The 12,913-nt window shown below is 51.5% G+C and carries 12 protein-coding genes; 7 read left to right on the top strand and 5 right to left on the bottom strand.

Features of this window, described 5'->3' with window-relative positions:
• The first annotated feature begins 66 nt into the window (after positions 1 to 66).
• Positions 67 to 1,374 (top strand): S26 family signal peptidase, encoded by a 1,308-nt coding sequence (locus tag SH449x_RS20830; RefSeq protein ID WP_482378005.1) that lies wholly within the window; start codon positions 67 to 69, stop codon positions 1,372 to 1,374.
• Between the two features lie 8 nt (positions 1,375 to 1,382).
• On the opposite strand, the gene SH449x_RS20825 is transcribed toward SH449x_RS20830, so the two are convergent.
• Positions 1,383 to 1,862, bottom strand: a complete 480-nt coding sequence (locus SH449x_RS20825; RefSeq protein ID WP_482378004.1) for a DinB family protein — start codon at positions 1,860 to 1,862, stop codon at positions 1,383 to 1,385.
• A 178-nt stretch (positions 1,863 to 2,040) separates the two neighbouring features.
• Between SH449x_RS20825 and SH449x_RS20820 the strand changes: the two genes are divergently transcribed.
• Together SH449x_RS20820 and SH449x_RS20815 are read left to right on the top strand one after the other, a co-directional pair.
• Positions 2,041 to 2,748, top strand: a complete 708-nt coding sequence (locus SH449x_RS20820) for a YqjF family protein (protein ID WP_482378003.1) — start codon at positions 2,041 to 2,043, stop codon at positions 2,746 to 2,748.
• A 23-nt stretch (positions 2,749 to 2,771) separates the two neighbouring features.
• Positions 2,772 to 3,752 carry an aldo/keto reductase gene (locus SH449x_RS20815; RefSeq protein ID WP_482378002.1) on the top strand — a complete coding sequence of 327 codons (981 nt, stop codon included), beginning with the start codon at positions 2,772 to 2,774 and terminating at the stop codon, positions 3,750 to 3,752.
• A 19-nt stretch (positions 3,753 to 3,771) separates the two neighbouring features.
• Here the strand turns inward: SH449x_RS20815 and SH449x_RS20810 are convergent, their stop codons facing one another.
• From SH449x_RS20810 to rplU, 3 genes are all read right to left on the bottom strand, one after another.
• On the bottom strand, positions 3,772 to 5,028 hold the full coding sequence (locus SH449x_RS20810; RefSeq protein ID WP_482378001.1) for a prepilin peptidase: 1,257 nt from the start codon (positions 5,026 to 5,028) through the stop codon (positions 3,772 to 3,774).
• A 38-nt stretch (positions 5,029 to 5,066) separates the two neighbouring features.
• On the bottom strand, positions 5,067 to 5,618 hold the full coding sequence (locus SH449x_RS20805) for a shikimate kinase (protein WP_482378000.1): 552 nt from the start codon (positions 5,616 to 5,618) through the stop codon (positions 5,067 to 5,069).
• Between the two features lie 119 nt (positions 5,619 to 5,737).
• Entirely contained in the window at positions 5,738 to 6,055 is a 318-nt protein-coding gene (gene rplU / locus SH449x_RS20800) for a 50S ribosomal protein L21 (protein ID WP_482377999.1), read from the bottom strand.
• Positions 6,056 to 6,298: 243 nt separating this feature from the next.
• Here rplU and SH449x_RS20795 point away from each other — a divergent pair, with 243 nt between their 5' ends.
• The 4 genes from SH449x_RS20795 (at position 6,299) to SH449x_RS20780 (ending at position 11,409) form a co-directional block, all read left to right on the top strand.
• The gene (locus tag SH449x_RS20795) at positions 6,299 to 7,954 is read left to right on the top strand and encodes a CTP synthase (protein WP_482377998.1); all 1,656 of its coding nucleotides are present in this window, start codon (positions 6,299 to 6,301) and stop codon (positions 7,952 to 7,954) included.
• A 32-nt stretch (positions 7,955 to 7,986) separates the two neighbouring features.
• Positions 7,987 to 8,730 carry an NAD(P)H-hydrate epimerase gene (locus SH449x_RS20790; RefSeq protein ID WP_482377997.1) on the top strand — a complete coding sequence of 248 codons (744 nt, stop codon included), beginning with the start codon at positions 7,987 to 7,989 and terminating at the stop codon, positions 8,728 to 8,730.
• Positions 8,731 to 8,985: 255 nt separating this feature from the next.
• Complete coding sequence (locus SH449x_RS20785; protein WP_482377996.1) at positions 8,986 to 9,903, top strand: ThuA domain-containing protein; 918 nt, start codon at positions 8,986 to 8,988, stop codon at positions 9,901 to 9,903.
• Between the two features lie 267 nt (positions 9,904 to 10,170).
• Positions 10,171 to 11,409 carry a cytochrome-c peroxidase gene (locus SH449x_RS20780; protein ID WP_482377995.1) on the top strand — a complete coding sequence of 413 codons (1,239 nt, stop codon included), beginning with the start codon at positions 10,171 to 10,173 and terminating at the stop codon, positions 11,407 to 11,409.
• On the opposite strand, the gene SH449x_RS20775 is transcribed toward SH449x_RS20780, so the two are convergent.
• Positions 11,378 to 12,874 (bottom strand): O-antigen ligase family protein, encoded by a 1,497-nt coding sequence (locus tag SH449x_RS20775; RefSeq protein WP_482377994.1) that lies wholly within the window; start codon positions 12,872 to 12,874, stop codon positions 11,378 to 11,380. The genes SH449x_RS20780 and SH449x_RS20775 overlap by 32 nt on opposite strands.
• Between the last annotated feature and the right edge of the window lie 39 nt (positions 12,875 to 12,913).

The raw sequence follows: 12,913 nt of genomic DNA, 5'->3' as shown, positions 1-12,913 counted from the left end.
GTGCAGGATCCTGCAGCAACAGCTCGGCACTCGCGACGTTGGTTTCTTTCCTGGGTAGCGGGTTTGATGATATTCCTCGCGCTGTCTATTTGTATGGCAGCGATTCTCCTGATGCGTCGCGGGATGAAGCCGCTGTACGCCGGTATCTCGGGCAGTTCCATGGAGCCGCATCTCGTTGGTCCTCGCTTCCTTTATAAAAACACGCAATCAGGGTTGCTCTCTAGTTTTGCAATCGATTCGCTCCGACCGAATCAGCCGCTCGATTGTCAGTTCACAGGGACGCGGGATAACGATTTCGATTTTCTAGAAGCGTTAGCACAACCAGGAGCAATTACCCCAGGTGAGACGGTCCGCTACTATCTTTGGAAACGGATGGCGGCATTGCGATCCGCAGAACGCAAACGACTCTCTCTTCCTATCGACAGTAGGAATTCGTACCAAGGTATCGTGAGAGGTGACTTGATCGTCATTCAACCTCCGGATGATGATGCACGCGAGGTCAAGCGGATTGTTGGCTTTCCAGGGGAAACCATCGATATCGAGAATGGAGATCTACGGATCAATGACGAGCGTTGGAAACGAGACTGGAACCAAGTTTTAGAACATTCGATATTGCTGGATTATGGAGATAGGCTGGCAGACTCAAAACTTAAGTTTGGTGGCTGGCTTCAAGATACGGACACTCATGAGTTTCGGACTCGCAGTGGTGGCTTGATCACCAATGAACTGCGTTGGAACGCGCACGACTCGCATACGTTGGTGCCAGTTTGCGACGTAGGTGTTGCCCTCGAGCTAACCGACTTGTTATCCGATTGGCAGATTGCTATCACTCTTCGAACGACGGAGAGTTGGACCGTACTGATCGAATGTACCGGTAGCAAGCTGATCGTATCGACCGCTACCAATGAGACAACGGTTGCGTTTGCTGAGGATCTTGCTTCCCTTTGGCTGGTCGTCATGATGGTGGATGGCGAGGGGGTAGTGGGCACCTCTAACGAGGAGTGGATGCGAGAGCTGATCCCGGTCAACGCAGCGCACGACGAAGGTTCATCGCTCGAATCAGATACCGTTCCCCTATCCATTCAGCTTCAGCATGGCGACGCATCGATTCTGCGATGGCTTGTTTTTCGGGATATCTACCACCGAGGAGCGGGTGACTCATCGCGACAGAGCTTGCAAGCCGGGGATGGAATTGTGGTTCTAGGAGACAATGTTAGCATCTCAGATGATTCGAGGCAGCGTTGGGAGGGGGGGCTCTCGACCGAGTCCATACGAGGCGTTCTCGATCTCGAGCACCAAGGCTGGGAAGCACTTTGGAAGCAACGAGTTAGCACAACGGCAGCCAACTCAGAGCTAGATACCATACGAAACTGAGGCCGAGCCTAGAACAAAGGTCCTTTGCCCATAGCTCTTCGCCAAGCGGACAATTGTCCGAGGTGCAAATTGGTGTGCGACACGATCAAGAAAGTTGCCATGTCATCAACAGTGGGAAGCTCTGCCTCGAAGAAACCGAGTTTCTGAGGTTTCGACAAGTCTGCATCGCTCGCCTGATCGTAGAGAGTCGCGGCATGGGTCAAGGCGGCTTCAAACGTTTCAAGAAGCTCTTGCTTATTCGGATAGTCGGACCGATTGGTAGATAAAGGCTTCTTGGTGTCAGCGATTTCGTTCCAGTTCGCAGGGCAAACTCCCTTTCCGCCCAACAAGCTGGATGCGTAGTCCGCTGCGGTGGCCAAGTGCATCAATAGCCAGGCCGGATGATTTAAACCCGAAGGCTGCTCGCACATGGTTTCGCATTCCACGTCACCAAGGATTCCTTTAGCGTACCCGATTGTTGCAAAGGTATTGGTCGTAACAGTACTCATTTTGAACTCCTCTTCCATTCTTTAGACTGGGGCGTCGAGATGCCAGATTGTACGTAACATTCAGGGCGAGTCGACTTACCTTGACGGCATTACTCTGCAATTCTTTGTTACATTGATTCTTTGTTACATTGGAGGTGCAGCAATCGGTTGCCCAAGAGTTTCAGTAGAAAGGAAACGAATGATCGATCGTTCAGTCAGAGATCGGCCCAAAGGTGCGAACAGTGGTACGCAGATATGGCAGGACCTGCTTTTCTTGCATTGGTGGATTAACCCTGAATCCTTACGACCGTTGGTCCCGCAAGAATTGGAAATCGATACTTTTGAAGGGAACGCTTACGTGGCCCTGGTTCCGTTTCAAATGCGAGAGATCTGCCCGCCGTGGTTACCCAAACGTTTTGGATTCCATTTCCTTGAAACAAACGTCCGCACATACGTTCACTACAAGGGAAAGCCCGGCGTCTATTTCTTCTCGCTTGACGCCAGCTCTCGGCTCGCGGTGTGGGCTGCCCGAATCGGTTGGTCGTTGCCTTATTATTATGCCAGAATGCAGGCTGACCTCAGAGGAGACTTGCGGACCTATCAATGCAATCGAGGAGGATTGCGGTCTCATGCCGAGTTCCGGACACCAAGCGAGTATCGGACGGCAGAGCCAGGAACTCTGGAGCATTTTTTGCTGGAACGTTACCTGCTTTTCGTGAGACGATCGGGGCAAATTTACTCGGGTGAGGTTCACCATGTTCCCTATTCTTTCAGCGAGTGCGACCTCATCCATCTCGACGACGCGTTGATCGCCGCATCAGGGCTGGCACTCCCCAGGGCCAAACCAGACCTTGCACACTTTTCTCCAGGTGTTAACGTCGAGGTATTCAAAATTGCCCCTGCGTAATCTCCTAGACTTAAGGCACCGTCATGACTCTCAGTATTCCGATTTCGAATTCCAAGCCCATGCCAGCCGTCGGTTATGGTTTCTGGAAAGTCGAAAATGATCGGGCCTCGGATTTGACCTATCAGGCTATCCAGATGGGATACCGACATCTTGATTGTGCGTCAGACTACGGAAACGAGGCTTTTGTAGGCGAAGGAATCAAAAAGGCGTTGTCGGACGAAATTTCCGAGCGCGAAGACCTGTGGGTGACGAGCAAGCTCTGGAATACGTGCCATAGACCGGAGCATGTGGAGTTGGCATGTCGGCGATCGCTCAACGATTTGCAATGCGACTATCTCGATCTTTACCTAATTCACTTTCCGATCTCGCTGCGTTTTGTTCCTTTTGAACATCGGTATCCCGCCGGCTGGTTCTTTGACTCCACGTCTTCCAAGCCAATGTTGGAGCATGATCCTGTCCCTATCATCGATACTTGGCGTGCCTTGGAAGAATTAATCGATAAAGGCTTGGTACGCAACATTGGCATAAGCAACTTCGGAGTTTCCCTCATTCGTGACCTCCTCTCGCAAGCTCGTATCCGCCCTGCGGTGCTTCAGATTGAGTCTCATCCCTATCTGACACAAGCGAAATTGCTCCGATACTGTCAGCAGGAAAATATCGCCGTCACCGCCTTTTCTCCGCTGGGAGCACCCTCGTATGTGCCTCTCGGAATGGCGAAAGCGGAGGACTCGGTTCTTGAGTCCCCAATTGTCAAGGAGATAGCTAACCGCCATTCTAAATCGGCGGCCCAAATCGTACTCCGGTGGGGTGTGCAACGCGGAACGTCAGTTATCCCCAAATCCAGTAACCCTGAGCGGCTAAGGGAGAATCTTGATCTGCAATCCTTTTCGCTTTCCGATGCCGAAATGATCGCCATTTCCTCCCTCGATCGTCATCAACGCTTCAATGATCCAGGTGTGTTTTGCGAGTTAGCATTCAACTCGTTTTTTCCTATCTACGAATAGCGCCCGTCAATAGTAACAGCTACTTCGTCTCCGTCTCGTCTCCAATCAGAAACGACTTTAGATAGAGGACAAAAATCAGAGCGACGGCGAGCGTTCCCAGCAAACCAACGAGCAAAGCCAGCATCAAAGTTGGCTCGAAAAAAATGGAGCTAAGGCTAGGCCAAGTCGTTTTCCAAGTAAGCAACGTGTACAAGACGCTCATTGCCAGATACGGCCCAAAGGGAGTGGAGCTGTCTTTGGTAACAATGTAGATTGCGATCACAAATACCAGACCGAACATAGGGGCTAGGAAAAAACCGATCCAAACCGCTTGCCAGCCCGTAAAAGCCCCCACCATAGCCATGAGCGTTACGTCCCCAAAACCGAGTGCCTCACGCCCCATAACCAACGACGCAACGATGCGAAACGACCACACCAACCCTCCCCCCATCGCCATACCGAACAAGCCGGAGAAGAGCCCTTCCCAGCCCTCCGGCGATACAAAGCGGTAGGCAATCGCAATAAGAATCCCGCCTGCTATCATCAATCCAATCTTTGGAACCGTGGTGGGTGAGCGTCTTAATATCTCGGTGAAATAAACCATCGCCTTGCCCCAACCCCGTCTCGTAATCAGGACGCGATCCATCAAGGCAAAGCACCATGCAATCCAAAAGACAATCGCAAGCCACAACCCAGTTTGGGCACCTTGAATCCATTCGGGCGAGAAGTCGCCATACGGGGAGTTGGGATGAACAAGCCGTAGAACGTTGCTGTTATCGGGATCGTATTCCTGCAATCGCCATGCTGGGAAGAATGTTCCGCCTAACAACGCAAAAATCGTCCCTGGAACCGTAATCGCATCGGGTATAGTCCGTTCATCAAAATCGATGAACGTAGCAACCGTGAGCAACACCGCGAGAGCCGTCGCAAACACGAATGAGCTAAAAGGAATTGGCGATGCTTGCAATGCAAGAGTCTCCGGCAGCAAGCCCCCACTTAAAACATAATCGTGCAACCAAACTAAGGCGATCGGCGTGGCGACTTCTATGCATAGAGGTCTCAGCCAAAACCAATTCCCAAACTCCGGCCTCTCGTTCCATCGCGTTAGCCAGCCAAGAATCGGAACAAACGCAAGCACCGAAGGTTTTACGGGCACAATGTCAGAATCGGGGGAGCTTGGCTTAAAGCCTTTTCTTTGCCACGGACTAATAGGGCGAGGGAAATATGCCAGGGAATAGATCGCTAGATTGATAACAGGCCCGAGAAGCAATCCGACTACTACAATCCACCAGTTCATGAGGTAGGCTCGATCTCTTTTCGCAATGCGTTGGAATGTTAATCAGTCTGAGAAGTGCTCGACCGCCATTGCCGGTAATCTCTAGCTACTCTGTTTGCTAGTTCATCAAGCGATAGCAGATCGGTATTGTAAGTAGAATTCGCTACCTGCGAGTAGTATGGTTGCCGTTGTTCGAGAATGGAGGAGATTTCTGCAAGAACCCCCAGCTTACTTAGGGCCGGGCGGTTTGCCTGCGTCGCAGGATCTCCCGCGATACGTGAGGCCAGTGTTTCGGGGGAAGCTGTCAACCAAGCCGTCCAGCCCGAAGCAGCAATCAAGCTACGATTCGAATCGCGAAGGATCGATCCGCCCCCTAGCGAAACAATTTGCGGATGCTTCTGATTCGCAACGGACTCGATCGCCCTAGACTCCAGATCGCGAAAACCGGCCTCGCCGGCCTCAGCAAAAATCGTCGCAATTGTCTTACCGGCAGTCGATTCGACAAGGTGGTCCGTATCGACTAGGGGCAAGGAAAGGAGGTCTGATAAGCTCCGGCCAAGGGTGGATTTCCCAGAGCCTCGATAGCCGATCAAGAACAAATGGGCCTTCATAGGCAGCCTATCGGGTGAGCAGGAATCAAAGCCTATCGTCTCAATCGCAAGGGTGCATTCAGCAGAACGTGAAAATGCACCTGGACGCTCAACCGACGCTAAACTGCAAGCCCGTCGAGCTAGCCGTCGATCGATTCGATCTTGATCCGGGTGTATTTTTGGCGGTGACCGGTTCGGACATCGTATCCCTTGCGACGTTGGAACTTCTGGATGAAGATCTTTTCACCTTTTTCCAAACCGACGACCGATGCGGTGACTTTAGCGCCCGAAACGGTTGGCTGGCCAAGTTTTAACCCACCCTCGGCACCACCGATGGCGAGCACGCGATCAAATTCGATCTTGTCACCGGTTTCGGCTGTATCGCGATAGTCGATGTCAAGGAGTTGGTCTTTTTCGACTTTGAACTGACGTCCACCGTCACAAATAATTGCGTACATGGCTCAAAAACGGGTGAAAACTGTGAAAAAAGTAGCGAAATGCTAAAAATCGAGAACCTCGAAGTCTATCGGCAGTTTCGCATTTCGTCTATCCCAAACGTATGGAATCTGTGCAAATTAGTCTCGTTTGTCAGAACGAAGAAATGCTGTTAGGATCTGGGACCGTCGCTACTCCCGTTTTTCTGCAAATGTGTCTCTGCAGACGACGGAATTCTCTGCAATCGACGGATCTCTGAACGAATCATGACCAAGCATATTTTTGTAACCGGTGGAGTGGTAAGCTCTATCGGCAAAGGACTTACGAGCGCCTCTATCGGAATGCTCCTGGAATCCCGGGGCCTCAAGGTTCGGATGCAAAAACTAGATCCGTACATCAACGTCGATCCGGGCACCATGAGCCCCTATCAGCACGGCGAGGTCTACGTTCTGGACGACGGCAGCGAAACCGACTTGGACCTGGGGCATTATGAACGCTTTACCAGCGGCCCGCTTACCCGCGATTCCAACTACACGACCGGACAGATTTACCTGCGGGTAATTGAAAAAGAACGTCGGGGGCAGTTTTTGGGCAAAACGGTCCAGGTTATCCCGCACATCACGAACGAGATCAAAGAGGCCATTTCTCGCGTCGCCGACAGCAACACCGACGTCGTCATTACGGAAATTGGTGGCACGGTAGGGGACATCGAATCCCTACCGTTCCTTGAAGCCATACGGCAGTTTCGCCAAGATGTCGGTCGCGACAATTGCTTGTTCATCCACTTGACTTTGGTTCCCTATCTCAAAGCTGCGGCCGAGATTAAAACCAAACCCACCCAACACTCGGTCGGGCAGCTTCGACAGATCGGTATCCAGCCAGACATTTTGATCTGCCGTTGTGAACAAAGCATCTCTCGCGAAGAGAGAGAAAAGATCGCTCTGTTTTGCAACGTCGAACTGGACGCGGTTATCGAAGAACTGGACAAAGATTTCTCGATCTACGAAGTCCCGCTTTCGCTTCGCAACAATCGTCTCGACGAGCTGATCATGAAGCGGCTGCAATTGTCGGGTCACGCGCCGAACTTGGACGCATGGGACAACATCATGTACTCGCTACGCAATCCAAAGCACGAGATCAGCATTGCAGTCGTTGGCAAGTATGCGGAACATAGAGATGCGTATAAGTCCATCTACGAATCGCTTGACCATGCGGGGATCAACCTGTTTTGCCAAGCTCGGATTGCACGAATTCAGAGCAGCGACATCGAAGAGGAAGGTGCCGAGCGGATTCTAGCTGGCTATGATGGAATTCTCATTCCTGGCGGGTTCGGTGAGCGTGGAGTTGCAGGTAAGATCCAAGCGATCCGCTACGCCCGAGAACGAGGGATTCCATTCTTTGGTATTTGTCTAGGCATGCAATGCGCTGCTATCGAATTCGGCAGAAACGTGGTTGGCCTGGAACGGGCCAATTCCACCGAGTTCGACAAAGATACGCCAAACCCAGTCATCTGTTTGCTAGATGAGCAACGCAATGTGACCAACCTGGGAGGTACGATGCGTCTCGGTGCACAGCCTTGTTCATTGGTTCCCAGTTCTGTTGCTCACCAAGCCTATCAGAGTTCCAGCGTCGCGGAACGACATCGCCATCGCTACGAGTTTAACAATATCTATCGTTCGCAATTCGAAGCGCACGGTATGCGATTTTCCGGACTTAGCCCAGACGGGCAATTGGTCGAGATCATGGAGATCCCCGAACACCCTTTCTTCTTGGCAGTTCAATTTCACCCTGAGTTCAAGAGCAAGCCAACGGCATCACACCCTCTATTTTCAGCCTTTGTCGGTGCTGCTATTCAACGACATGATGGCCGAAAGCAGCGTGCGGTAGCGAACAATCTAGAAAATACAGCGGCAACAAGCTAGCCCGGGGCCAAAGTCTTGATTACGGTCCGCAAATGAACCATCAGCTAACGAGCCAACCGTTAACCTTGGAACAGATTCGACGCGTCGACAAAATCGCGATTGATCAGTTCGGGATCTCTGGATTGGTGCTGATGGAGAACGCGGGCCGTGGTGCTGCCGACGTGATCTCTGACCACAGTCCCAGCGGAGGGCGATGCGTCGTGCTCTGCGGTACTGGTAATAATGGAGGTGACGGCATGGTTATCGCCCGCCACTTGCACGCGAAGGGGATTCAGGTAACAGTTCTCGTTGCAGGCAGTCGCTCAGGTCGTGGCAAGCTCTCGCCTGATTGCCGCGTCAATTTGGAAATTTTGGAAAAGACGCGCGTACCGATTCTTTGGTGTGCTGACGAAGCAGAGGCGAATGCCGGTAGCGAGTCGCTCCCCTTACATATAAGAAATGAAATTCTCCAAGCGGACACGGTAGTCGATGCTTTGTTAGGCACTGGAGCAAAGGGAGCCCCACGCGATTCGGCAGCTCAATTGATTAGAACTTCCAGTGCTATTTCGGCCCGCCGATTCGCGATCGACATTCCCTCAGGGCTTGATACCGAAACAGGCTTGCCAGCAGACCCTACATTCCTGGCTGACATCACTGTAACCTTTGTTGCCGAAAAGCCTTGCTTCCGAAAGCCAACCGCCAGAGCATTTCTCGGTACGGTCGTTGTCCTGCCGATAGGAATTCCACCAGAGGTCATCGATGTTGTTCTTGCCGAACTCGGCCACCAAAAAACGTAACACTTTGGCGGCGCGAATTGCCCACAAGGTCGCATCGGCTGATCATGTGCAATTGTGTTGCTATTGTATAGTGTCGTTGACTAAGGCTTCTGTTTGACAATTGAAAAAGTCGCCATCTGTCATCCCATCGCAAGTTCGGTTACAACTGAAAAAATGCTGTGTAGACGTTTCGAACGGGGAATCCTTGATAGCCCCCGATTGATTCGCACTCCCTCGTCCTCTCCATGAATTTTAACCATCGCAGGAATGCTCTCCATGAACACGAATGATCTTCGAAACCGTCATTACACGAATCGACGCGAATGGCTCGTGCAAGCAGCCGCTGTCTCGGCCGCTTTTGCCTCCGTTAGTTCCCTTTCGGCAGCATCCACTTTAGCGAACAAGAAACTCTTGTTTTTCTGCAGAAGCGCGGGATTCGAGCATTCGGTGGTGAAACGCGATGGTGGAGCATTGTCCTATGCAGAACGGATCATGATCGACCTAGGGAAGAAGTACGGCTTTGAAGTAACGACCAGCAAGGATGGACGGATCTTCGATAAAGACTATGAGCAATTCGATGGTTACTTGTTCTACACGACGGAAGATTTGACCAAGGAAGGAGGAGACAACCAGCCTCCGATGTCTAAGCAAGGCAAAGAGAACCTTCTCAACTCGATCCAGGAAGGAAAAGGTTTTGCGGGGAGCCACTGCGCGACCGACACGTTTCATAGCCCTGGTAATCGCGTCAAGGCATCGGAGACCCTCGATCCTTACATCCAGATGATCGGTGGCGAGTTTATTCGGCACGGTCGCCAGCAGAACGCGATCATGAAGGTGACCGATACGAAGTTTCCCGGTGTCGAAAAAGCGGGCGAGCAATTCGAGATGAATGAGGAGTGGTATTCACTTAAGAACTTTGCCCCGGATATGCACGTGATCCTGGTTCAGGAAACCAACGGAATGAAAGATGCTGATTACGACCGCCCGCCCTATCCGGCCACTTGGGCGAGAAAGCATGGCAAGGGTAACGTTTTCTACACGTCCATGGGGCACCGTGAAGACGTTTGGACCAATCCCATCTTTGAGTCGATATTGATCGGTGGTTTGAAATGGATATTGGGCGAGGTCGAAGCGGAGATTCCCCCCAACATCGAAAAATTTACTCCTGAGGCTTCTGTGCTGCCCAAGTTGTAAAACGATCAAAAGCAATGATCCTACTCTAGAGTGGATTCGCCAGGATTCCACTTAGGCGTGAGTATTTCTGGCGACCCCCACTCCTTCTGGCAAGCTTTCATCGGCCACTCGTCAAAAAACATTGCTCTCGACTCAAAGAGGCTAGAAAATCAATTGCGAAAAACGCGTTAATCGAAATTGACGACGCGTTAAATTCGTCGACGATATGCGAGGTTAGATTAGTGTCTTGTTTTCATTAGTTTTCCCTCCTACCCCTCTATGGCATCTATGCTCAACCGTTTTTTCGTACTCACGTTGACCTTGATGGCTCCTGTCGCGCACACCTGCGCTACAGAGCCGACCACTTCGATCGTCCTGGGGACGAGCGATCTTACCTCAGGAATTCCCGGTAAAGGTCCGCTTAAACTCGACGAGATCAACGCCTTTCTTGCCAATCCTGAAAACCACAAAGTTCTTCAAGTGGAATTGCCGGACAATCTACGTGCTGGTGCGGCCGCAATGTTCATCCCAGAAGACAATCCGATGACTCGCGCCAAGATCGAACTGGGGCGACAACTCTATTTCGATCCTCGGCTGTCGGTTGATGGAACAATTAGCTGTGCCAGCTGCCATCACCCTTCTACTGGCTACGGGGCAAACACACAGTTTGGGGTGGGCGTCCGCAACCAAACTGGTAACCGAAATTCGCCAGTCTCGTTCAATCGCATTTTGAGCAAGGCTCAATTTTGGGATGGTCGCGCGGATAGTTTGGAGGCCCAAGCAGTAGGCCCCATTGCGAACCCAATCGAAATGGGGCACTCGCACGAATCCGTTGTTAAGTTCACAACCGAGAACCCTGGATACCGTGTTCAGTTCGAGAACGTGTTTGGCAGCAAGCCCAACATTGACGCGGTTGGTAAGGCCATCGCGGCCTTCGAGCGAACTCTCGTAACAGGGGCTAGTGCTTACGATCTGAATGAGCCACTGCGGTTGCTTCAAGAAAACTTCGAAGAGGAACTTTCGGACCTCGAGGTCTTGAAAGAAGACGATCCTGCTCTCTTTGCTCGATATGAAAAGGCTAAGGCTCTAGCAGACTCGAATCCGATGAATGAGTCGGCAAAACGGGGCCGTGTCTTGTTCTTCAGCGAAAAATCGAACTGCTCTGCCTGTCACGTCGGAGTCAATTTCACCGATGAACTCTACCACAATATTGGCGTTGGCATGACCGCTGCGGAACCGGACCTGGGGCGGTTTGCTGAAACCGGCGTTGAGAAAGATAAGGGAGCCTTCAAAACCCCAACGCTTCGCAACATTACTCAGACTGCACCCTACATGCATGATGGAAGCCAAAAAACTCTTGAGGAAGTTGTCGAGTGGTACGCAGTGGGTGGACACCCTAACCCTTACCTAAGCGACAAGATGAAAAAGCTGGATCTTTCAGCGCAGGACAAGCAAGATTTGGTCGAGTTCATGAAAGCCCTCACTGGCCCGCTTCCTAAGGTTGAGGCCGAGCGACTCCCCGAGTAAGCAACTGAGCTCCACAAAGCGGTTTGCGTTCACTCCCTCTGGAACGTTCTTCGGAGTCGTCCCAGAGGGATTCTTTTTGAGCATCATCAACGTCAAGCGAGCGATAGGTTTCTGTCTCCGCAATGAGTTTGTCCCTGCAAACCTGGCAGACGGCCGCAACAAAAAATAGCATCGTGTACTCGATCGATGAGAACGAAACCTCATGAAACGCCATCTGAATGGCATGGACCGCAGCAACACAAAAGAATAATACCGAGCCACTTTTGTAGTACGACGATGCAAGCGGGTGTGACCACAATGTCCATGCCGTTCTCAAGAATGCAATCGTCGCGGCAAGGAACAACACTCCACCCACGAGTCCCAGATCCACTAGCAAACTGAGATAAGAATTGTGATGGACATAGCCCCGAATCGACTCGAGCCTGATGTTGGTCGTCCGGTCGTCTAGATAGGGCCGGTTGTAGACCTGGAACTGATTGAAACCAAAGCCGGCAATCGGTTTATCAAGAATCATTTGATACGAAACGTAGGCGAACGCCCCTCGCATACGAGTGCTTTCTAATGTTTCCGCTTCGGTATACTCTCGCTTGAAGGCAACTAGGTTCGGGCCTATGATTAAACCAGCCATTGCACCGGAGACGATCAAGCTACCGAGAGCCAGCGTGCGACTCTTGCCTTTGAGCATCGTCAGCATCAGAATCACAACGATTGCGGCGGTTCCCATCCAAATGCTTCTCGTGTAGGTCAATAGGATCGCGAGGAGAAACAGGGGCGTTAACGAGAGGACCAGGATCCATGCCCACTTCTTGCGATAGTTGAGCCACAGCGGAAAGGTCCAGAGGATGGCCAACGCAAAATTGAGACACATTCCGAGTCGCACCGATTGTAACATCGGCCCTCGGGCTCGGCCAAAGTGGATGCCTAGGGTTGGATCCGCGATAAATGGCGGAAAGACAAACGACCACTGCTTACTTACCTCTAAAACGGCCGTGATGCTCAGATAGACACCAAACAGAAGCACCAGACTAACAGCAGGCCACAGCATCTCCACTTTCAGATCGACATGTCTTAGCAGCATGTAGAGAAACAGAGGGCACAAATAACCATTGATCAAATGCATCATCGTCGATGGCTGCCCAGGAATTTCCTGCCCGATAGGAGTTGTGATCGTGCGAGCGAACAACCAGATCATAAAACCCATCAAAAGTAAATCGCTTCCCGTAAGCGATCGAAATTTGATTCGTCCGTTTAGCCAGTCAACCAAAAATTGCACTACGATCGCACCAAGCCAAATACGATCTAGCGTTAGAGTCATTCCAGGTACGCCAAAGGAGAGATATTCGGGAGGAAATACGCTCGTGGCAATAAGAAATACGATCGCGCCCGCAGGCACACTATGAAACCGGACAAAAAACACTGCCCATCCGAGCAATGCGATCCCCATTAATAGCGCAACAAACTCCAAACGACAACTCCTAATGGCTGAAGAAACTCAATCTCCGAA

Origin of the sequence: Brakhagea baltica (assembly GCF_052161605.1) — a bacterium.
In the GTDB taxonomy this organism is placed as follows: domain Bacteria; phylum Planctomycetota; class Planctomycetia; order Pirellulales; family Pirellulaceae; genus JBKCUI01.
Note: the sequence above shows the minus strand (reverse complement) of the source record. Positions and strands in the feature narration are given on the sequence as shown.